Source organism: Pelagibius sp., from assembly GCF_965227505.1.
Classification (GTDB): Bacteria; Pseudomonadota; Alphaproteobacteria; order Kiloniellales; family Kiloniellaceae; genus Pelagibius.
Genome location: NZ_OZ245757.1, coordinates 2,228,956 through 2,250,225, shown reverse-complemented (window position 1 = coordinate 2,250,225; position 21,270 = coordinate 2,228,956). Strand labels below are relative to the sequence as shown.

Annotated in this window: 19 protein-coding genes; 6 read left to right on the top strand and 13 right to left on the bottom strand. The window is 67.7% G+C overall.

The genetic code is table 11. The features are described from left to right. Positions 1-7: 7 nt before the first annotated feature. Positions 8-457, bottom strand: coding sequence for a hypothetical protein (locus ACO06P_RS10625; RefSeq protein WP_420345216.1), 450 nt, complete (start codon positions 455-457; stop codon positions 8-10). A 127-nt stretch (positions 458-584) separates the two neighbouring features. Next, a complete protein-coding gene (locus ACO06P_RS10620; protein WP_420345215.1) occupies positions 585-1,673 on the bottom strand; it encodes a metal-dependent hydrolase in 1,089 nt (362 codons plus the stop codon). Positions 1,674-1,908: 235 nt separating this feature from the next. On the opposite strand from ACO06P_RS10620, the gene ACO06P_RS10615 reads away from it, so the two are divergent. Further along, positions 1,909-2,346 carry a GFA family protein gene (locus tag ACO06P_RS10615; protein WP_420345214.1) on the top strand — a complete coding sequence of 146 codons (438 nt, stop codon included), beginning with the start codon at positions 1,909-1,911 and terminating at the stop codon, positions 2,344-2,346. 465 nt (positions 2,347-2,811) lie between these two features. On the opposite strand, the gene ACO06P_RS10610 is transcribed toward ACO06P_RS10615, so the two are convergent. The 5 genes from ACO06P_RS10610 to ACO06P_RS10590 form a co-directional block, all read right to left on the bottom strand. Beyond that, a complete protein-coding gene (locus tag ACO06P_RS10610) occupies positions 2,812-3,294 on the bottom strand; it encodes a F0F1 ATP synthase subunit B (protein ID WP_420345213.1) in 483 nt (160 codons plus the stop codon). Continuing rightward, positions 3,294-3,800, bottom strand: coding sequence for a F0F1 ATP synthase subunit B' (locus ACO06P_RS10605; protein ID WP_420345212.1), 507 nt, complete (start codon positions 3,798-3,800; stop codon positions 3,294-3,296). The genes ACO06P_RS10610 and ACO06P_RS10605 overlap by 1 nt, the downstream gene beginning before the upstream one ends. An 86-nt stretch (positions 3,801-3,886) precedes the next feature. After that, positions 3,887-4,111, bottom strand: a complete 225-nt coding sequence (locus ACO06P_RS10600; protein ID WP_299394562.1) for an ATP F0F1 synthase subunit C — start codon at positions 4,109-4,111, stop codon at positions 3,887-3,889. Between the two features lie 74 nt (positions 4,112-4,185). Further along, positions 4,186-4,929, bottom strand: coding sequence for a F0F1 ATP synthase subunit A (locus tag ACO06P_RS10595; protein ID WP_299394559.1), 744 nt, complete (start codon positions 4,927-4,929; stop codon positions 4,186-4,188). Positions 4,930-4,939: 10 nt separating this feature from the next. Then, positions 4,940-5,314 carry an AtpZ/AtpI family protein gene (locus ACO06P_RS10590; protein ID WP_420345211.1) on the bottom strand — a complete coding sequence of 125 codons (375 nt, stop codon included), beginning with the start codon at positions 5,312-5,314 and terminating at the stop codon, positions 4,940-4,942. 615 nt (positions 5,315-5,929) lie between these two features. Between ACO06P_RS10590 and ACO06P_RS10585 the strand changes: the two genes are divergently transcribed. Together ACO06P_RS10585 and ACO06P_RS10580 are read left to right on the top strand one after the other, a co-directional pair. Next, positions 5,930-9,745, top strand: coding sequence for an ATP-binding protein (locus tag ACO06P_RS10585; RefSeq protein ID WP_420345210.1), 3,816 nt, complete (start codon positions 5,930-5,932; stop codon positions 9,743-9,745). Beyond that, positions 9,723-10,445, top strand: a complete 723-nt coding sequence (locus ACO06P_RS10580) for a response regulator (protein ID WP_420345209.1) — start codon at positions 9,723-9,725, stop codon at positions 10,443-10,445. Before ACO06P_RS10585 ends, ACO06P_RS10580 begins: the two co-directional genes overlap by 23 nt. 21 nt (positions 10,446-10,466) lie before the next feature. Here ACO06P_RS10580 and smc read toward each other — a convergent pair whose 3' ends face one another. From smc to ACO06P_RS10565, 3 genes are all read right to left on the bottom strand, one after another. Next, positions 10,467-13,931: a chromosome segregation protein SMC gene (gene smc / locus ACO06P_RS10575; RefSeq protein WP_420345208.1), complete on the bottom strand. Its 3,465-nt coding sequence runs from the start codon at positions 13,929-13,931 to the stop codon at positions 10,467-10,469. A gap of 106 nt (positions 13,932-14,037) precedes the next feature. Beyond that, positions 14,038-14,715: a DsbA family protein gene (locus tag ACO06P_RS10570; RefSeq protein ID WP_420345207.1), complete on the bottom strand. Its 678-nt coding sequence runs from the start codon at positions 14,713-14,715 to the stop codon at positions 14,038-14,040. Between the two features lie 141 nt (positions 14,716-14,856). After that, positions 14,857-15,471, bottom strand: a complete 615-nt coding sequence (locus ACO06P_RS10565; protein ID WP_420345206.1) for a DUF721 domain-containing protein — start codon at positions 15,469-15,471, stop codon at positions 14,857-14,859. A 75-nt stretch (positions 15,472-15,546) separates the two neighbouring features. Between ACO06P_RS10565 and mutY the strand changes: the two genes are divergently transcribed. Further along, positions 15,547-16,668 (top strand): A/G-specific adenine glycosylase, encoded by a 1,122-nt coding sequence (gene mutY / locus ACO06P_RS10560; protein ID WP_420345205.1) that lies wholly within the window; start codon positions 15,547-15,549, stop codon positions 16,666-16,668. Then, complete coding sequence (locus ACO06P_RS10555; protein ID WP_420345204.1) at positions 16,661-17,581, top strand: DMT family transporter; 921 nt, start codon at positions 16,661-16,663, stop codon at positions 17,579-17,581. The genes mutY and ACO06P_RS10555 overlap by 8 nt, the downstream gene beginning before the upstream one ends. Before the next feature lie 30 nt (positions 17,582-17,611). Here the strand turns inward: ACO06P_RS10555 and ACO06P_RS10550 are convergent, their stop codons facing one another. The 3 genes from ACO06P_RS10550 to ACO06P_RS10540 all read right to left on the bottom strand — a co-directional run bounded on the left by ACO06P_RS10550 (position 17,612) and on the right by ACO06P_RS10540 (position 20,699). Next, a complete protein-coding gene (locus tag ACO06P_RS10550; protein ID WP_420345203.1) occupies positions 17,612-18,754 on the bottom strand; it encodes a DSD1 family PLP-dependent enzyme in 1,143 nt (380 codons plus the stop codon). A 165-nt stretch (positions 18,755-18,919) separates the two neighbouring features. After that, complete coding sequence (locus tag ACO06P_RS10545) at positions 18,920-19,981, bottom strand: CARDB domain-containing protein (protein ID WP_420345202.1); 1,062 nt, start codon at positions 19,979-19,981, stop codon at positions 18,920-18,922. A gap of 91 nt (positions 19,982-20,072) precedes the next feature. Then, positions 20,073-20,699, bottom strand: a complete 627-nt coding sequence (locus ACO06P_RS10540) for a LysE family translocator (RefSeq protein WP_420345201.1) — start codon at positions 20,697-20,699, stop codon at positions 20,073-20,075. 169 nt (positions 20,700-20,868) lie between these two features. Here ACO06P_RS10540 and ACO06P_RS10535 point away from each other — a divergent pair, with 169 nt between their 5' ends. Beyond that, a complete protein-coding gene (locus ACO06P_RS10535) occupies positions 20,869-21,264 on the top strand; it encodes a VOC family protein (protein WP_420345200.1) in 396 nt (131 codons plus the stop codon). The last annotated feature ends 6 nt before the right edge of the window (positions 21,265-21,270 follow it).

Here is a 21,270-nt window from a genome sequence, read left to right as displayed (position 1 = left end):
CCTTGCGTCAGTAGCGCTGCCGGGCGCTGTCCAGGTCGGCGATGATGCTGTCGTAGTTGTCCAGGATCCAGAGCAGCGCGTCGACATCGGTGCGCGCGCCGTCGAAGACGTTGCGGGTGAACTTGCCGTAGCTCTTGCCGTTGCGGTCGCGCACCACCGGGGCGTCGGTGGAGTGCGGGTGCCAGGGGCTCAGTGCGTTGTAGGGCGAGCCATAGGGGCTGGCCTTGCTCCAGATCGTCGAGCGGTCGTGTTCGGAGCCGTAGGCGCCGGCCTTGTTCCAGACCGAGTCGCTGTCGAAGCGCGAACAGTTCAGGCAGCCCAGGAAGATGGTGTGATCCCTGCCGCCGTAGAGCAGGTAGTCCGGTTCCTGCGCCTGGGCCGGAGCGGCGCCGGCACCCATGCCGGCAGCGGCGGCGAGCAGGAGCGCGGCGGCTGAGAGAAGAGGCAGTCTGTTCATGGTCCTGGCGGGTCCGTTGGGTTGACGGGCTTTCAGGGCGCACACTTCGGGGGCCGAAGGGGCGCCTTTCCGCTGTGGGTCGTCGGCCGCGACGCGGCGGTTCAAGCCGCGGGACGCGAAGCCGGCGTCAGCACCCGGGTGTCGCGACCACCGACCCGGCAAGGGCCGCCGGCCCGGAAAGATCCGCCACCCGGGCGGCCTCCGCCGGGCGCAGGGCGGCCTCGCCGGAAAGGTTGGCGAGCAGCCAGTCCAGGTCGCCCTCGGCCTGGCGCTGGCTGCGCCGGCGCTCCGGCGCCATGGCCTCCAGGCCCGCCGCCGTTTCCTCGGCGATGGCGAAGCGGAAGACGTAGTTGGGCGTCATCCCCATGCGCAGGTCGGAGACCACGATCTCGCCGTCCTCCAGGTCCACGCCGTAGAAGCCGTCGCTGAAGGCGGCCAGCTTGTCCAGCGCTTCCGACTCGCCGAGGCATTCCAGGTGCTCGGTGCCGCGCGGGTGGATGTAGGCGGTGATCCGCTCCTGCGGACCGAAGAGGGGGACGTAGAGATTGATGTAGCGGTCACCGGTGACGGCGATGACCTTCCAGAACAGGCTGTTGAAGGGCGTCGGGTTCGCCAGCAGGCGGTCCGGATAGACGTTGGCTTCGGCCAGCAGGGTGCGCGCCCTGGTCTCGACCGCCTGCTGGGCGGCCAGCCCGGCGCCGAGGTAGGCGGTGGAGACGATCAGCACGGCGGTCACGGCCCTGCCGAACCGCGGCGTCCAGTTTCCCTTGAAAAAGGCCCAGATCATCACCGCCAGCAGCGGCAGGCTGTAGAGCGGATCGATGATGAAGATCGATCCGGCGCCGACGGGGTCGGGAAAGACCGGCCAGAAGATTCTTGTGCCGTAGACCGTCAGGGCGTCGATGATGGCGTGGGTCACGAAGATCAGGTAGACGGCCAGGTAGGTCCGCAGCCGCTGCTCGCGCAGGCCCTCGAACAGCCGCAGCAGCGCTTCGCCGATGACCGGCGTCGCCAGCGCCTGGACGAAAAACGAGTGCGTGGCGCCGCGGTGCAGGGTGAAGGCATCGATGGGGTCGTCGAAGGGGTAGAGCACGTCCAGGTCGGGCAGGGTGCCCAGCAGGCCGCCGGCGATGGCGGCCTTGCGCGGGCCGATGCGCGGCCCCAGCAGGGCGGCGCCGACACCGGCGCCCAGCGCGAATTGGGTGAGGGAATCCATGGGGTCGGGTGGGCTTCCGGGTGGTGGCAGGGACGTCCTTGGGTGGTTCCGGCGGCAAAGCCGGAGGCCCTGCATTGATCGCCCTCAAAGACATATAGCGCGGTCCCTGCCATTGTCACGGCTGAACTGCCGGTCCTTTCGGGGCCGCCCCTGCCTGTTTCGACAGCGGCCCGGCGGGCCTGATAGAACGATACCGGAGCGTGAACCCCGTTACAGTCAGTTATGGGAGAACAAGATGCCTGAAGCCAGCAAGACGACCGCAAGCTGCCTCTGCGGCGCGGTGAAGATCACGGTGAGCGGAGACCCCAAGGAGGTCGGCGCCTGCCACTGCACCATGTGCCGGCGCTGGGGCGGCGGCCCGGGCATCGCCGTCTATGTGGGCAAGGACCCGCTCACCATCGAGGGCGAGGACAACGTGGGCGTCTACCGCTCCTCCGACTGGGCGGAGCGGGGCTTCTGCAAGACCTGCGGCAGCAACCTCTTCTACCGCGTCGTCGAGTCGGGCGACCACTACCTCTACGCCGGCCTCTTCGACGAGCAGGACGACTTCGAGATGACAACTCAGGTCTTCATCGACGAAAAGCCCGGCTACTACGCCTTCGCCAACGAGACCAAGAACATGACCGGCCCCGAGATCTTCGCCATGTTCGCCCCGCAGGCGGAGCAGCCGTAGGGTCGGCAGACCGGAACGCGCAGCGTCCTCGCTGCTTTCTCTTTTCGTCATACTCGGGCTTGACCCGAGTATCCATGATGGTGGCCGTCCGGGTTTCGCCGGGAGGGGTTCCAGCGAACGGTCCAGTGGACCCTCGGGTCAAGCCCGAGGGTGACACTGTGGCGGAGTGGCGGCGGCGCGTACCCCCTCACCCAGCTTCGGCTAGGTTCGCTGCGCTCACCAAGCCTGCACAACCCTCTCCCACCAGGGGAGAGGGGTCTCTTGAAGGGGAGAGGCATCCCGTTACGACGTTGCCGTTCGTTTCCCTCTCCCCTGGTGGGAGAGGGAGGGGCCCACGCAGTGGGAGGGTGAGGGGGAGCCACCTCCATCGATGTCAACGGCCCCGCAAAGAAAACGCCCGGTCCTCGTTATGAGGGCCGGGCGTTTGCGTTCTTGGGACGGGCGGTTGCCTGTCAGTGCTGGCGGTCAGTGCAGCTTGGCGCCGAGGTCCCTGATGGCCTGGTCGACCATGGCCTGGTCGCGGCCGGGGTCGACGTTCTCGGAGAGCAGCTTGGCCGTCGCGGTCATGGCGATGTCCACCGCCTGGCTGCGCACTTCCTGCAGCGCCTGGGTCTCGGCCTGGGCGATCTTGTCCAGGGCCGCCTTCTCGCGGCGCGCCAGCACGGCCTTCAGCTCTTCGCTGGCCTGGTTGCGCAGCAGTTCGGCCTCGTGCTTGGCGTTGGCCAGCATTTCCTCGGCCTCCTTGGCGGCGTCGCGCTGCTTGCGCTTGTACTCGGCCAGGGTCTTCTGCGCGTCCTCGCGCAGGCGCTGGGCCTCGTCCAGTTCCGCCTTGATGCGCTCGGCACGGGAGTCGAGCCCGGCCAGGATCGGCTTGCCGGCCTTCCAGGCGATCAGCCCCATGAAGAGGACAAAGGCGACCGCGACCCAGAATGTCGGATCCTGGAACATCAGTGCGCGCCCCCTTTGGTCTGGTCTCCCATCACCTGGCCGACCACGCGGGTGACCTCCTGCTCGCCGGCCTTGACGCCGATCAGCTTCTCCGTGGCGGCGACCACCACCTCGGAGACCGTGCCCTCCAGGCTCGCCAGCGCGGCGGACTTGGCCGCGGCGATGCGCGCTTCGGCCTCCTCCGTCTGGCTGTTGAGCCTGGCGGCCAGCGCCTGGGTTTCCCGCTCGGCCTCTTCTTTCAGGGCGTCGTGGGCGGCCCGCAGCTCTTCATGGGCCGAGGCCTGGGCGTCGGCGCGCATCTTCTCGTACTCCGCCAGGATGGCTTCGGCCTCTTCTTTCAGGGCCGTCGCCTTCTTCAGGTCGTCGTCGAGCTTGCGTTGCCGGGCCTCCAGCACCTCGCCGATGCGCGGCAGGGCGACCCGCCAGATCACCAGGTAGAGGATGGAGAAGGTCAGCACCAGCCAGAACAGCTGGGTCGGCCAGACGGAAGGATCGAGTTGGGGCATGGCCCGCGTCCTCTCTCAAACGGTTCTGCAGGGCTTCGGGAGAAGCGCCCCGGGAAACCCCCGGGAAGCGCTCCGCCGTCGGCCTGTTAGCCGAAGAGAATCAGCAGTGCGATGACCAGGGCGAAGAGCGCGATGGCTTCCACCAGGGCGAAGCCCAGCATGGTCATGGTGAAGACTTCACCGCGGGCGGCCGGGTTGCGGCCGACGGCAACGATGAAGGAGGAGAAGATGCTGCCGATGCCGACACCTGCGCCGATAACGCCGATCACGGCGAGGCCGGCGCCGATCATTTTGGCGGCTTCAAGTTCCATTGATAAAGCTCCCTTTGAGGTAAACCGAAAACGGATGGTGGATGGGGCGGCTGCCGGTCTGCTGGTCCCCGGGATCAGTGCAGATGCAGCGCGTCGTTGATGTAGAGGCAGGTCAGAATGGCGAAGACATAGGCCTGCAGGAAGGCGATGAGGATCTCCAGGCCGGTCAGCGCCACGACCAGCGCGAAGGGCAGGATGCCGAACACGCCCATTACGCCGATGAAGCCGGCGATCACCTTCAGCAGGGTATGGCCGGCCAGCATGTTGGCGAACAGACGGACCGAAAGGCTGATCGGGCGCGAGAGGTAGGAGATCACCTCGATCGGGATCAGCAGCGGCCACATCGCCACCGGCGCGCCCGGCGGCACGAAGAAGGAGAAGAAGTGCAGCCCGTGCTTGGCGATGGCCAGGATGGTGACGCCGGTGAAGACGGTGATGGCCAGGGCGAAGGTGACGATGATGTGGCTGGTGAAGGTGAAGCTGTAGGGCACCATGCCCAGCATGTTGCCCACCAGGATGAACATGAAGAGGGTGAAGATGATCGGGAAGTAGCGCCGGCCCTCCGACCCCACGGTCTCCGATATCAGTCCGGCGATGAACTCGTAGGAGAGCTCCGCCAGGCTCTGCATGCGGCCCGGCACCAGGGCGCCGCGGCGCATGCCGAGGATCAGAAAGGCCGAGATCAGCACGACCGCGATCACCATCATCAGCGATGAATTGGTGAAGTCCAGGGTACCGATTTCTCCGGGGTCGCGGGCGGGGAAAATGCCCTTGATCTCGAACTGCTCCAGGGGGCTGTGCGCGCCGCCTTCCGCCATGACTTAACCCTTATCCGTCCTTGTCCCGCTCTTCGTCGGGGTTTTGCCCAATCCCGGACTCGGTTGGCTCGCTTTTCTTGCGGTATCCGACCTGTCCCCCCAGGCCCCCGACAATCCTGAAAACGTTCATAAATCCCGCGGCGGCGCCGAGCACGAAAAACAGCAGCAGAAACCAGGGTTTGGTTCCCAGCCACCGATCGAGGAAGTATCCGATCGCCACGCCGACTATCAGCGCCGCGACGATCTCCACCCCGATCCGCATTGCAAAGGCCAGTCCTTGTCCGCGCTCGCGCGGGTCCGGCTCTGCACTGCGCCGCTTGGCTTTCGCCGCACGGAGTTTCTCGTCCAGCTGTTCGAGGGATGGCGGGGGAGAGTCGTCTTGCATGCGCGCTTTCGTCCCACTCGCCGGGTGACCGTTCTCCCCAAGAATTGATGGAGGTCTGAGCTGAATTCGCGCGCACAGTATGAAGACTCCTCCCCCCTGTCAAGGCGAAGAGAACCCACGATTCTCCTGGCCTCCGGCGGTCTTTCCAGCCGTCCGCAAGCGCCCTGCGGCGGGCGTGGAAAACCGTCTCTTGCCGCTGGCTTCCGCCCCTGGATTCCGCCCCTGGATTCTGCCTGTGGATTCCGCCCGGGGAGTCCACCCTCGGACTCTGCTCCTGGCCCGGGCCCCGGCCCCGGCCTGGCGGAGCGGCCGGATGCGCGCCGCAGCATCAACCACAGGGCGCATGGACACCCTGCCGGCTGCTGCCCGCCCGCTAGCTGCCCGCCCATCGGGGGGCAAGCGCGCGCGGCCCGGTCCTGCCGCGGTGGCCCGGCGCCAGTGGCCCGGCGCCAGTGGCCCGGTGCCAGTGGCCCGGTGCCCTGGGGGCCTTGGATTCCGCCGCAGACAAGCAGTCCCTAATCAGGGTTGTAGGTATTCTAAACGTATCAATTATCAATTGTTTAGGGAGTTTCTTGTAGAGGTAGCACAGCCTGAAAGGATGCTCTCGTCTCTGCCATGTCACGTACTCTGTCCAAGCCATTGGCCTTAGGCCTCGTCTTCGCGGCCCAGTTCGGCATCTTCGTCCTGCTGGCCGTGATGTCCTATGAGCGCACGATAGAGCAGGAGCGGCTGCGCCTGACGGTGGATGCCCGGGCGACGGCGGAGCAAATCGCCTATGCGATGCGGCTTGTCGATTCAGAGCTCGACCATCTGGAAGAACTGGTCGAGCAGAACCCCACTTGGACGGAGGAGCTCACCCCGGACGCTTTGACCGTCCTGGGGCGTACGGCGGAATCGGGAGAGCATGTCACGGGGGCCGCGCTGGCGGATCGCTTCGGGATCGTCCGGGGCCTGGTCACCGCAGGCGGCGGCACCAAGGTCAGCGGCCTCGATATCTCCGACCGTTCTTACTTCATCGCGCAGCGGGACGGCTTGGCCCAGGGTTCCTTTCTCAGCGAACCGATCGTCAGCCGGGTGCGCGGCGAGTGGATCCTTGTGGTTTCACGCCGCCTTTCCGCCGCCGACGGCAGCTTCCAGGGCATCGTGATGATATCGGTGAAGCCGTCTTACTTCGCCCAGAAGTTCGCGCTGTTGGGCGATTTTCCCATCACCCGCCGCGTGCTCATGAACGGTGGCGAGCTTGTCGCCATCAGTCGGCCCGGCAGCGAAGGCGAAGCGGCGGCGGAGGGGGAAACGCCGCCACGCCTCGATCGGGCCTACCTGGGCAGGACCGGGGTGTTTTGGGAAGCGGGCACCAAGGGCCGTTACGTTCTGACGGCTTCTGTCCCGGTGGTTGGCTGGTCCCTGACCGCCGCCGCCTCGATGAACATGGGCGCCATCCTGTCTGATTGGAGGTCGAACGTCGCGGGCAAAGGCATAGCGCAGCTGCTGTCGTTGCTGGCGATGGTGGTGCTGATTCTTCTTGTCTACCGGCAACAGGATCGCGGCATACGCTTGGAGCGCCGCTTCCGGTCGCTGATCGAGGACGCCATCGACGGTGTCATCATCCACGACCGCGGCCAGGTACTCTTCGCCAACGACGCCGGGGCTCAGGTTCTCGGTCTCGAACACGGGACGGAGCTGCGCGGCCGCGCTCTTGCGGATTTCATGCCCGAGGCAAGCCAGGCCCCGGCGCGCACGCGCTGGCGCCACGTTCAGGAAAGCGGCGAACCGGAGACAACGCGCCAGTTCGCCATGCGGCGTGTCGACGGCAGGCTCATTTACATCGATGTCTTATCACAGGCTGTCGATTGGGGTGGCAAGAGCGCGGTGCGCGCCTCGCTCAACGAAGTCACAGAGCAGGTGCTGCTGGCCGAGCGCGACAAAAGGCGGGCGGCGGTGCTGGCGGCGGTCAACGATGCGCATTCGATCTATCTCAACCAGACCCGCAACCGGGCTGCCTTCGAAGAGCTTCTGGAGAAGATCCTGGATCTCAGCGGCGCCGACTACGGCATGATCGCGGAAAAAATGCAGGACGAGGGAGACATGCCCTACCTCAAGACGCTGGCGATCTCCAACATCGCCTGGGATGAGGAAACCCGCCTCTGGTACGAGAGTTCGGCCAGGGGCGGCATGGAGTTCCGCAACATCGACAACCTGCGCGGCGAACCCTTGCGGACGGGCAAGGTGCTGATCGCCAACGACCCCAAACGCCATCCTGCTTCGACCGGCATTCCCTGCGGCCATCTGGCCATGGACAACCTGATGATCCTGCCCCTGGCCCTGGAAGACGAAATCCTGGGCGAGGTGGCTCTGGCCAACCGGGACGGCGGCTTCGACAGGAACCTCGCCGACGAACTGGGGCCGATCGTGCAGGCAATCACCCGGATTGTCTCCGATTATCGCTCCGTGCGTCTGCGCGAGGCGGCGGAGCGGGCCTCCCGGTCCAAGTCGGAGTTTCTGGCGCACATGAGCCACGAACTGCGCACGCCGCTGTCGGGCGTGATCGCCAACCTCGAACTCCTCAGCGGCACGCAACTCGAGCGCGAGCAGGCCGACCTCGTGGAAGCCTCGATGAGCGGCGGCAAGGCCTTGCTGGGCATTATCGGCAATACCCTCGACTTCTCGAAGATCGAAGCCGACGAGCTCGTGCTCGACATGACGGCCTTCGATCCGGCCGTCCTGATGCGGGAAGTCCAGTCGATTTTCGCGGCGGCAGCGCTTGAAAAGGGGCTTCATATCTCGGCCACCATCGATCCGCAGGTGCCGCGGGAGGTGATGGCCGACGAGAAACGGCTTCACCAGGTCCTGGCCAATCTTGTCGGCAACGCCATCAAGTTCACTGACCGCGGCCGCGTGGAGATGAGCCTCTCGGCACAGCGGATCGGTGGCGATCGGGTCCAGCTGCGGTTCTCGGTAGATGACATGGGCATCGGGTTCGATCCGGATAAGGCCGAGACCCTGTTCAAGCCCTACGGTCAGGAAAGCCACTCAACAACCCGTTTCTTCGGTGGTACGGGTCTGGGCCTGACGATCGCGCAGCGGCTCGTCGGCCTGCATGGAGGCACCATCGATTGCAGGTCGCGTCCGGGCTGGGGCAGCAGCTTCGTCGTCTCTCTTCCGGCAAGGGTTGCGGATTGGGGATGCCCGCAAGTCGCGCCGCTGCAGGGGCACAGCCTGACCTTCCTCTTTCCAAACGAGCCCCCCGGCAGTGCGCTTGTCTCGGAACTTCGGGATGCAGGGGCCGACGTGCGGATCATGGCCGCGCCTGCGGGCCTCGGCGACGGACCGTCAGGTGGCGATGCGGGCAAGCGAACGCTGCTGATCGATTGGGACTCCGCCGAAGGTATGGACGTCGGCGCCGTGCTGGCGCGCTACGGCGAGGACTTCGAGCGGATCTATGCGGCTGTTTCCTGCGACGATCCGGACTACCGGCGTCAGGCGTTGTTTCACCCTTTGCTGCGGTTGCTGGACAAGCCGTTGAGCGCCGTGAACGTCTCCCACGCGGTTTCAGGCGAACGGTACAGATTCGACGACCGCGGCTTTGAGCCCGCGTTTCCGGCGGATGAGAGCTACCAGGTCTTCGCGCGGGGGCAGGTGCCTAAGATCCTGGTGGTCGAAGATCAGCCGATGAACCAGCTTGTTCTGCGCCGGCAGCTGCGGCGCCTCGGCGCAGACTGCGATCTGGCCGAGCATGGCGCGGAGGCCCTGGACCTGCTCGACCGGGGCTCCTACGACCTCATCATCACGGATTGCTCCATGCCTGTCATGGACGGCTTCGAACTGAGCCGCGCGGTCCGCGCGCTGGAGGACGCGGGCCGCCCGCGCAGCGCCATCATCGCGCTCACCGCCAATGCCGTCACCGGCGACGCGCAGCGCTGCTACGACGCTGGGATGGATGCCTATCTGTCCAAGCCGGTCGGCCTCTCCGAGCTGTCGCGGGCGTTGGAGCAGTGGTGGCATCCCTCCCTCAAGGAAGACACGCTGCCGGCCCCTGCCGCATCGCCGGAGTCCTCCGAAGAGAAGCAGCCGCCGATCGACCGCCAGGGTCTCGCGGAGCTGATCGGCGAGGACGACGAGGACACCATCAACGCCCTGATCGCCGATTTCTTCGACAACTGGCAGGCGGCGCTCTTTGCGCTGCATGAGCCCTGGTCGAGCCGGGATGCAGTGCGCTTGCGCGCCGCCGCCCATGCGGCCAAGGGAACCGCGCGCTATGGCATGGCACCGCTGCTGGCGGCGACCTGCGAGACCCTGGAGAAGCAGGCCGAAGACGGCGATTGGGACGGTCTGCGCAACCTCATCGAAACACTGGAGGCGGAGACGGACCGTCTTCAGACCTTCCTGCGTAACCAAGGACAGATAAGCGATGTCGAACGCCAAAGCGCCTAAGTCGGTCCTGGTCGCCGACGACCAGGCCTTCGTCCGCAACCTCATGGTGCGCATGCTCAACGACCTGGGCTATGCGACGCAGACCGCCAGCAACGGCAAAGAAGCGATCATGGCGCTCGACTTCGTCAACGGCGCCCTGATCCTCGACCATCAGATGGGCGGCATGACCGGTCTGGAAATCCTCCACGCCGTGCGCACCGGGGAGACGCCGCTGGAGCGGGACTTTCCGATCCTGATGCTCACCGGGCATGCGGAGTCCGACCTGGTGATGCGGGCTAGCGCCCTCGACGTCTCGGCCTTTCTCTCCAAGCCGGTTTCCAAGGCCAAGCTGGGCGAGCGCATGAGCTATGCCATGCAGCGAACGCTGGTGCTGAAGCCTTCCGTGGAGTACGCCGCGATCAAGGTTCTCAAGACCGACGGCGAGGCCGCGGACGCGGATCACGACCCCGCGAAGCGCCTGAAAGAGATGCTGGAGTCGACCTCTGCCGTGGCGGTCGAAGGCCCGACGCAGCAACTGCATTACACCCTCGTCGAACCGGGCATGGTTGTCGTCGAAAACTTCTACAGCGCCGGCGGCACGCTGCTGCTGGAGGCGGGCACCGAACTGACCGTGGAACTGATCGACCAGATCGCCATCAAATGCGCCGCGAACACCGACATTGCCGTCATCTCGGTCGCCCAGGGGCGCCCGCGCGGCTGAGGCGGAGTTGCCGGGTCTGGTTCAGGCGCTTTCGCGCAGGCTTTCCGCCGCCTGCAGGTCGACGGAGACAAGCTGGCTGATGCCGCGTTCGGCCATGGTCACGCCGAACAGGCGGTCAACCCGGGCCATGGTCATGCGGTGATGGGTGATCACCAGGAAGCGGGTTTCCGTCGCCTTGGTCAGTTCGTCGACCAGGCTGCAGAAACGGTCGACGTTGGCGTCGTCCAGCGGGGCGTCGACCTCGTCCAGCACGCAGATCGGCGCCGGATTGGTCAGGAACACCGCGAACAGCAGAGCCAAGGCGGTCAGGGCCTGCTCGCCGCCGGACAGCAGTGACATCACCTGCAGGCGCTTGCCCGGGGGGCTCGCCATGATCTCCAGGCCGGCGGCCAGCGGGTCCTCCGACTCGGTGAGCTTCAGATGCGCCCGGCCGCCGCCGAAGAGGCGGACGAAAAGCTCCGAGAAGTGGCTGTTGACGGCTTCGAAGGCCGCCACCAGCCGTTCGCGGCCTTCGCGGTTGAGGCTGGCGATGCCCTGGCGCAGGCGGCTGATGGCGGCGATCAGGTCGCTGCGCTCCGACTGCATGCCGACGATCTGCTCGTCCAGCTCGCGCGCCTCCGCCTCGGCGCGCAGGTTCACCGCGCCCAGGTTCTCGCGCTCGCGGATCAGGCGGGCCAGCTTGGTTTCCACCTCTTCGCGCGGCGGCAGCTCCTTGTCCGGATCGACCTCGGCCACGGCCAGGGCCTGATCCAGGGCGCAGTTGAGCTTTTCGCGCACCTTCTCGACCACCGTGTCCAGGCTCTGGCGGCCCTGGGAGACCGCGCCTTCGCAGCGGATACGGTTTTCCCGCGCATTGGTCAGGCGCGCCTCTTCGGCCTTCAGGGCCTTGTCGGCGGCGCTCAAGCGATTTTCACCTTCGGCCAGCGCATCGGCGGCGCTGCGGCGGCGCGCTTCGGCCTCCTCGATCAGCGCGGCCAGGGCCTCGCGCCGCTCGGCCAGCGCCAGCGGAATGGCCGCCAGGGTCTCGATTTCGCTTTCGGTGGCGCCGCGCCGGGCTTCCAGGTCGGCCAGATGGGCCTTCGCCTCTTCGGCGCGCCGCTGCCAGGACTGGCGCTCGGTGGCGATATCCTGTAGCCGCCGGCCGCGCGCCTCGGCCTCGCGCTTCAGCTGGTTCAAGCGGCCCTGGCGTTCGACCAGGGCATCGCGCGCCGCGCTCAGGGCCTCGCGCAGATCGTCGGCCCGCTGGTGTTCCAGGTTGAGGTCGGGCAGGCCCGCTTCCTCGCCGCGCGCCTGGGTCAGGGCGCTTTCAGTTTCCGCCTCGTCGGCCTGCAGGCGTTCCACGCTCTCGTCGAGAGCCGCCAGGCGTGAGGCGACGGCACTCGCCTTGCCGGCGAGGTCGGCGTGATGCTGGCGGGCTGCGTTGACGCTGTCGAAGGCTTCGGCTTCACGCTCGCGCGCGGCCTTCTCCGCCGCGGCGGCCTGTTCGACCGCGGTTTCCAGGCTGCCGTGGTCCGCCGCCGCGCGGGCGGTTTCGCGCTCGACGCCGTCCAGCTCGCCGCGCAGCTCGGCCAGGCGGTTGCGCTGGGCCATCCGCTGGGCGGCGGCGGTCGGCGCGTCGGCCTTGGCCGTGAAGCCGTCCCAGCGCCAGAGATCGCCCTCCCTGGTCACCAGGCGCTGGCCCGGCTGAAGGGCGCCTTGCAGGCGCATACCGTCTTCGGCTGAGGCGACGACACCGATCTGTGACAGCCGGCGGTCGAGGGCGGCCGGCCCCTTGACACTCTCGGAAAGCGGCCGGGCGCCCGGCGGCAGGGCGGGCGCTGCGGCCAGCGGGGCCAGCTGCTGCCAATGCACCGGCGCGGCCTCGTCGGCGGAGAAGGTGAGATCGTCGCCGAGGGCGGCGCCCAGGGCGGCCTCAAACCCCGGCGTCACGGAGACCGCATCGACGACCGGCGGCCACATGTCCGTCTCCGTCGGCTCCAAAAGGGCGGTCAAGGCGGAGATTTCCGCCTCCAGCTTTGCCTGGGCGGCCTCGCGCTCCCGCAGCCCCTGACGGGACTCGGCCTCCGCCGTGCGCGCGGCGGCGGTCGTTTCCGCCGCGGCGGCGCTGGCCGCGCGGCACGCGGTGAGGGCGGCTTCCGCCTCGGCAAGGCGGGCCTCGGCGGCGGCGAGAACCTGCGGGTCGATGGTTTCGTCCTGCAGGCTGCGGCGCTGCGCCAGGGCTTCTTCGCTTTGTCCGCGCAGGCGCTGCAGGCGTTGCGCCAGTTCCTCGCAGCGTCTCTGCAGGGCTGCAGCCCGGGCTTCGTCCTGGGCGATCTTGCTGGTCACCGCGCCCAGCATCCGCTCCTGCTCGCCGGCTTTCTCGGCGGCCTCGGCGCAGTCGCCTTCGGCGGTGGCCAGGGCTTCGCGTTCACCCTCGGCGGCGCGGGTCAGGGTCTCACGCTCGCTGTCCAGGCGCTCCTGCGCGGCCTCGGCATCTCCGGCCAGGGCCCCGGCGCGGCTTTGGTCGCCCTGAAGCTGGGCCAGACGCTCTTCGGCACGGCCCTTTGCCTCGACGGCCTGGGCCTCTTCCTTGTCCAGGGTGTCGCGGTCGACGGTCAGCCGGTGCAGGGCCGCCGCGGCCTCCGCCTCGCGTTCGCGCAGCGGCGGCAGGGCGGCGGCGGCCTCGGCCTGTTCGCTGGCCCGCGCGGCGGTCTCCTGGGTCACCTCCGCCACCGTGCGCTCCGCCGCCTCATAGGCGGTTTCGGCGGCGGCCAGGGCCTCCTTGGCCTCCATGCCCTCCAGGTGCAGCACGATGGCTTCGGAGCGGCGGATGTGTTCGTTCACGTTGCGGTAGCGGGTGGCCTGGCGCGCCTGCTTCTTCAATCCCTGGAGCTGGGTCTCCAGGGTTGCGATCACATCGTCCAGCCGCTCCAGATTGGTCTCCGCCGCCCGCAGGCGCAGCTCCGCCTCGTGACGGCGCGAATGCAGCCCGGTGATCCCCGCCGCTTCCTCAAGCAGCGACCGGCGGTCCGACGGCTTGGCATTGATGAGGGCGCCGATGCGCCCCTGGCTGACCAGAGCGGTGGAATGGGCGCCGGTCGCGGAGTCGGCGAACAGGAGCTGCACATCGCGGGCGCGCACCTCCTTGCCGTTGACCCGGTAGGTCGAGCCTTCGCCGCGGTCGATCTGGCGCGTGACCTCGATGTCCTCGAAGTCGTTGAACATGGCCGGCGCCTTGCGCTCGGCATTGTTCAGATAGAGCGTGACGTCGGCGACATTGCGCGACGGCCGGTTGGCGCTGCCGGCGAAGATGACGTCGTCCATCTCCTTGCCGCGCATGCTCTTGGGCGAGGTCTCGCCCATCGCCCAGCGCAGCGCCTCCACAAGGTTGGACTTGCCGCAGCCGTTCGGACCGACGACGCCGGTCACACCCGGTTCGATCACCAGCTCGGTGGCATCGACAAAAGACTTAAACCCGCTCAAGCGAAGCTTGGTGAACTGCACCACGCGCGGCTATTCCCCCTTTGCCGTCGAACCAGAAATCATACGCCCCCCTGCAAGCCGCCGCGCCGCCTCCGCTATCCGATCACGCTCTTCCCACCGCGCCCTGGACTCAGGCGTCCGGAGCGAACTGGGTCAGCACGGCAGCGAACTCGTCGTAACTGCGGGCGCCGATGACGCGCTGTCCGTTGATCACAAAGCTTGGAGTCGAGGCAACCTCGTAGGTGTCGCGACCGTCTCTTTGAACTTCGAGAATGCGGGTGATCGTCGTCTCATCGACGATGCAGGCCTGGAAGGCTTCGGGGCTGAGACCCGCCAGCGCCGCGAACTGCTGCAAAGCGCCGATCGGATCCTGGCTGCGGCTCCACTGCGGCTGATTGTTGAACAGCACGTCGAGGAAGCCGAAGAAGCCATCGCCTTCGATGCAGTTGGCCGCGGCTGCGGCGCGCAGCGCCAGCTGATCGAGCGGGTAGTGCCGGTAGACCAGGCGCGCCTTGCCGGTGTCGATCCAGTCGGTCTTCACCTGGGGCAGGGTGCCGCGATGGAAACTGGCGCAGTGGGGGCAGGTCAGTGAGGAGTATTCCAGGATGGTGATGGGCGCGTCTGGCGCACCGAGAATACGATCATCCTCGAACAGCTGCATGTCGCCGGCGGCCGCCAACTGCGGAGCCGGCGTATCCGCGGCGCCCTGCGGGCCGCCTTCCGGCCGCTGGACCAGTGCGTAGGCGCCGCCGACGCTGACGCCGAGGGCCACGGCCCCCATTCCGATCAGTATGTTCCGTCTCTTCATGGTTTTACCTACCATATGTTGTGCATGCTAGTGGGCCATCTGCGATTCCACAAGCGCCCATTTACCCCGGATTACCGGGCTTTGGCAGGGCTTCGCCAGGTCTCCCAGACCTGAGGGATGTGGGCTCCGAAAGACGCGTTTTTAAGCCCTTTCCGGCCTTCGGTCATGCTTTTGTCGGACTGCGCGGCCAAGCCGTTCAAGGGCTTCGCGCAGTTCGGGATCGTCAATGCGGGCGAGCTTATCCACAAGACCCTTGTCGGGCGGCGGCGGGGTGGCGGCGGGCCGAACCTCGCTGAGGCGCGCGGCCTGGGGCAGGGGGCCCTGCTGCAGCGTCAGCCGCTCGACCGCGCGGTAGCCGAAGAAGCCGTTCACCCGCTCCAGAAGCAGCGTTTCCAGGTGCTGGATCTCCAGGGCCCAGCCGGGAGCCACCCTTAGCGTCAATTCACCCTCCCGCGTTTCGCCCGGACGGCGAAACCGCAGCCGCCGGGGGCGGCAGTGGCGGGAAAGGTCGGCCCCGACAATGGCCGGCCACTGGCGGGCGAGTTCCGCCCCGCTGAGGCCGCGGCGGGCAAAGGCGCGCTTGGTCACGGCCGGCAGATCGCTGGCCAGGGCGCGCAAGCCGCTGCGGCGCTTGCGATCCGCGCCGCGGCCCTCTGCCTGCTGCCGCCGGCCCTTGCGGTTGGGATCCTGGGGGCCGGTGCGGGTCTGGCCATTAGGGGTCTGGCCTTTGGGGGTCTGGGAGGTCGCCTTGGCCATTGTCGCGGTGACAAAACCTCGCTTTGCCGTGTTGCGGCGGCTCAGTATATGAAGAGACCGACTATAGAGACCTTTATGCCCTCTGTCGCATCTTCTCCGGCTTCGGCGCCCGCTGCGGACGCCGTTCATGCCACCCTGCTGACGTGGTACGACCGCCACGCGCGGCGTCTCCCCTGGCGTTCGCCGCCGGGCGCCGCCGCGCCGGACCCCTATCACGTTTGGTTGAGCGAGATCATGCTGCAGCAGACCACGGTCGCCGCGGTCGCGCCCTACTATGCCGACTTTCTCGCCCGCTGGCCTGATGTCGAGGCCCTGGCCGCAGCGCCCCTGGACGCGGTCCTCACGGCCTGGGCCGGGCTCGGCTACTACGCCCGGGCGCGCAACCTGCACCGCTGCGCCCAGGTGGTGGCTGGCGACCTCGGCGGGCGCTTTCCCGACAGCGAGGCCGAGCTGCGCCGCCTGCCGGGGATCGGTGTCTATACGGCCGCCGCCATTGCGGCCATCGCCTTTGGCCGGCGGGCGGTGGTGGTCGACGGCAATGTCGAGCGTGTGGTCGCCCGTCTGTTTCAGGTCGAAACCCCGCTGCCGACAGCGAAGCCGGAACTGAAAGCCCTGGCCGACCGCATCACGCCCGATCAGCGCGCCGGCGACTTCGCCCAGGCTATGATGGACCTTGGTGCCACCGTCTGCCTGCCCCGCCAGCCCAAGTGCCTGCTCTGTCCGCTGGAGGAGCGGTGCCAGGGGCGGGCGGCCGGTGTCGCGCCGGACCTGCCGCGCAAGCTGGCCAAGGCGCCGAAGCCGACCCGCCATGCGGTGGCCTTCTGGATTACCGGGGCGGACGGGGCGCTGCTGCTGCGCCGGCGGCCTGAGAAGGGCCTGCTCGGCGGCATGATGGAGGTGCCCTCGACCCCCTGGCGCGAAGGCGCATGGGACGCCGCGGCGGCCGGGGCGGCCGCGCCGCTCCAGGCCGACTGGCGGGTGCTGCCCGGCATCGTGCGCCACACCTTCACCCACTTTCATTTCGAGGTGACGGTCTGGGCCGCCAGGGTGGACGAGGCGGGCGCTCCCGAAGTGGCCGGCCGCTGGGTCGGACTTGACGCCCTGGATGGCGAGGCGCTGCCCACGGTGATGCGCAAGATCATCGCCCACGGCATGAAGCAGACAGCGACCAGCCCGTCAGGCGACAGCGATGGCTGATCGGCCGGAGGGCGCGGCCTCCGACACAGCCGACGCCGACGGCCCCCTGCGCCGGGAGGCGAAAGGGCTGCTGCTGGGTTTCGTCGGGGTCGCCATCTTCAGCCTCACCCTGCCGGCAACCCGCATTGCCGTGGTCGACTTCACGCCCGTCATGATCGGGCTCGGCCGTGCCATCCTGGCCGCCGCAGTGGCGGCGACCATCCTGCTGGCGACGCACCAGCGGCTACCGCGGCGCGGCGAGTGGCGCAGCCTCGTCGTCGTCGCGCTGGGCGTTGTGCTCGGCTTCCCGCTGCTCTCGGCCTGGGCGATGCAGACCGTGCCCGCCGCCCACGGCGGCGTGGTCCTCGGCATCCTGCCGCTGGCCACTACCCTGGCGGCGGCGGTGCTGCTGCGCGAGCGGCCCTCGGCGGCCTTCTGGCTGGTTGCCCTTGTCGGCGGCGGCGCGGTGGTCGCCTTTTCCCTGCTGCGCGGCGGCGGCAGCATCGGGCCCGGCCATCTGGCGCTGCTCGCCTCGGTGGCCTGCGCGGCCATCGGCTATGCGGAGGGCGCGCGCCTGACCAGGACCCTGGGCGGCTGGCAGGTGATCTGCTGGGCGCTGGTGATCGCCGCGCCCTTCCTGGCGGTCCCGGTCGGCCTGTCCTTGGCCGAGCACGGCATGCAGGGCTCGCCGGCCAGTTGGGGCGCTTTCCTCTACGTCGCCCTGTTCAGCCAGCTCCTGGGGTTCTTCGCCTGGAACCGGGGCCTTGCCATCGGCGGCGTCTCCCGGGTCAGCCAGGTCCAGTTGCTGCAGACCTTCCTCACCATCTTCGCGTCGGCGGTCCTGCTCGGCGAGGCGGTGGACGCAATCACCCTGGGCTTCGCTGTCTTCGTGGTCGCCAGCGTCGCCCTCGGCCGGCGCATGCCGGTGAGATAACGGGCCGGTGCCGTCACAGCCAGAAACACCCTAATTGGAGGCGCCGCGGGCCTCGATGGGCCAGAGCGCCACCAGGGCATCGCCGCGGATGCAGTGGTAGAAGTCGAAGAGGTTGATGGTGGTGTCGCAGTGCGGGACCTGCAGGCCGATCAGGTCGCCGACCGCCGGCTTCGCACCGCCCGGGCCCAGGGTGAGCTGGCCGAACTCGTCGCCTGAGATCGCGTAGCGCGTACCCGCCGCGGCGCCGAAGACCACCTCCGGCAGCGGCCCGTCGGTGGAGAGTGTCTTGGAGCCGGCATCGATGGTGACGAAGTCCGCGTGGCTGGCACTGATCACCCGGCTGTAGACGAAGAGCCCGGCCGTGAAGGGCGCCACGTCCGCACCGGCCAGGTCCACCGCGCCGTACTGCACGTCCGAGACGATGTAGGAGCCGGCCTGCAGATCGGTCAGCAGTCCGGCCTCGTGATCGAAGGCGTGGCTGCCGGTGCCGCCGCCGGTGACGATGGGGCAGGGGTGGCCGGCGTTCTCCAGAGTATCGCGCACCTCCGCCAGCGCCTGCAGCGCGGCATGGGAGGCGCGGCGGCGTTCCTCGAAACCGGCAACATGCTGCAGGTGCCCGGCGTAACCCTGCAGGCCCCGAAGCGTGAGCCGCGGATGCGCGGCAATGGCCTCCGCCAGCGCCAGGGCGCTTTGTGCGCCTGCAACGCCGGTGCGGTGTTGTCCGATGTCGACGTCGATCAGAAGATCGAGGTTCTGCGCCCGGGCATCGGCGGCTTCACCCAGGTCGTGCAGATTTCCCGGGTCGTCGACCACCGCCAGCAGCTCCGCGCAGCGCGGCTGCAGATCCAAGAGGCGGGCGATGCGCCGGGCGCCGGTGACCGGCGAGGTGAGCAGCAGGCGATCGAGCCCGCCGGCGGCCAGCGCTTCCGCCTCGGCCAGCTTGGCGCAGCACAGCCCGACGGCACCCTGATCCATCTGGCGCCTGCCGATGGCCACCGACTTGTGGGTCTTGGCGTGGGGCCTGAGGCCGATGCCCTGCGCCTTGGTGATGGCCGCCATGGCCGCGATGTTGCCTTCCAGCGCGTCGAGGTCCAGCACCAGCGCCGGCGTGGTGATCTCCAGGCGGCTGCCCGGGCGGGCAATGAGGTCCTGGTCGTTAGGGGCCTGGGTCATGCGGGTCCTTGCAGAATCCGGGAAGCCCAAGCTTACCGCGAGTTCGAGCGCTGGTACAAAGCCCCCCACTCCGGCCCACTCCATCCCACTCCATCACAGAAAAAATGGGCGGTCCTTTCGGACCGCCCAGGAGGCAAGCTTCAAGAGGGAAGCTTCGGGAGGAACTCAATTCGTGGGGCGGCTCGGTGCAGGGCGGGCCTTGGGGATGCGCTTCTGCTTAAGCGGCAGCACCTTCACGTTGCCCTGTGGCGCCAGCACGACCACGCCATCGCAGTCGAAGGGGACTTCCACGGTCGTGTTGTAGACGTTGTTCTTCTCGTTCTGCTCGGCGACCTGGTTCTTCGGGTCGATCTTCACCACCACCTTGTTGGTGCCTTCGTTCAGGCGCAGATCATAGTTGACCCACTTGTCCTGGCCCTTCTTCAAGGAAACGGTCTTGGTGGCCCGCAGTTTTCCGTCGTCGAAGACCTGAACCTTGAAGGTGCCGCTGTCGGCCTGGCCGATGTTCATCAGGCGCACCTTGGACGGGATCACGCACTCGTCCTTGTTGCGTCCGACCTGTGTCTTCTTTACGTGACCCGGCCGCACGGTCTGAACCTGGTTCCAAAGGCTGTGATCGCCACCGATGTAGGTGCCCAGCGAAGTCGACATCAGGTCGGGTTTGCCCAGTTCGGCGACGAAGACCTGGACGGCTGTTTCGTCGCGGGACTGCCTCTGGCCCGGCCTGGCCTGCAGCGGCAGCTGCGGCTTCTGGCCGACGCCGGGCTGGGGCAGTTGGGTGTAGCTGGTCTGGGTGCCGTTGTTGGCCTCGTTGGCCTCCACGGCTGCGTTGCCGGCATCGGCAGTGACGCTGAAGATGTAGGTGCCTTCCGGCCAGACCATGTCGTCCCAGACGCTCAGAACGTGATTGTAGCTTTCACCAGGGGCCAGTTCCGGCACTTCGATGGTCGCGTGGTAGGGATAGGCCGGGTTCTCGTAGATGCCGAGGTCCGGGGCGTCCGGGCAGCCGCCGCCGCCGGCCTTGCCGAGCTTGTCGCAGCTGATGATCAGCTGGCTGGCCGGTGCCGGGCTGGCGCCGACATTCTGTACGCCGACGTTGGCGGACATCGGGGCGGTCACGATGGGGACCAGGTCGGGTTGGGCGGCGGCGTGGCCGACCCCGACGACGGTCAGGGCGGCGATCAGGCTGACAGAGGCCAGAAGGCCCTGGACGCGGTACTTAGGCACGGTTCTCTCCTGCGAGAAAGGGTCAGATTGACCATTGGTCGCAGGGACTACGCAAATAGTTCAAACAGCCTTGCACGGCTGCAGAGGAGGATCAGCTGCGCGAGGCTGCCAGGTGCACCCCGAGCGCCACCAGAATGGAGCCGCCGATGGCCCGCACCACCCGCTGGCCGGCGGCGCTTTTGCGCACCAGCCCCACCATGGTGGAGGTGGCGGCCACGGTGATGAAATCGACCGTCGAGAAGGCCACGTTCACGAAGGTGCCGAGGATCAGCAACTGGACCCAGAGCGGCCAGGCGGCGGCGGGATCGACGAACAGCGGCAGGAAGGCGATGAAGAACAGCGCCGCCTTGGGGTTCAGCACCTCGACCAGCATGGACTGCGCGAAGGCGCGCCGGGCGTTGCGCTGGGTCACTGTCGGTAGGTCTTCGGTCTGCGGCTTGCGGAAGAAGGAGATGCCGAGCCAGATGAGATAGAGCGCCCCGGCGATCTTCACCGCGAGATAGGCCTCCGGCACGTAGCGGAAGACGGCGGAGAGGCCGGCCGCCGCGGCGATCACGTGCACATAGCCGCCGACATGGATACCAAGCGCTGCCATGGCGCCGCCCCGCCGCCCGCGCGCCATGGTCTGGGCGGCGGTGTAGAGGATGGCCGGGCCCGGCATCACCGCGAAGAGCAGTGTCGCCGCGAAGAAGGGGAGGAGCAGATCGAAGGCGGGCATGGGCGTTCCTTTCGCTGTGCAGCCTAGCAGATTGCCCGCGCTGTCTCACCCCGTGAAACGTCGTCGAAACACGATGGCCCTTGGTGTGGACAATGCCGATGATAATGATGTCGGCTCTTTGTCGAACAGCCGTGACTGCGGATTCTGCATCCAAGCGAAGAGAGGGGGCATGCGTCAACACCTCGGCCTGATCGCGCTGCTGGTGCGCGACTACGACGAAGCGATCGGCTTTTACGTCGGTAAGCTCGGCTTTGATCTGATCGAGGACAGCGATCAGGGTGGCGGCAGGCGCTGGGTCGTGGTCTCGCCGCCCGGGGCGAAGGAGACGCGGCTCCTGCTGGCACAGGCCGCGGGCGGATCGCAGATTGAAAGGGTCGGCGATCAGACCGGCGGGCGCGTCTTCCTGTTCCTGATGACCGATGACTTCGAGCGTGACCACCGGGCCATGCAGGCGGCCGGCGTGGTCTTCCTGGAGGCGCCGCGGCGCGAGACCTACGGCAGGGTGGCGGTCTTCGAAGACCTCTACGGCAACCGTTGGGACCTGCTGCAGCCGAGCGACCCTTAGGCGGCC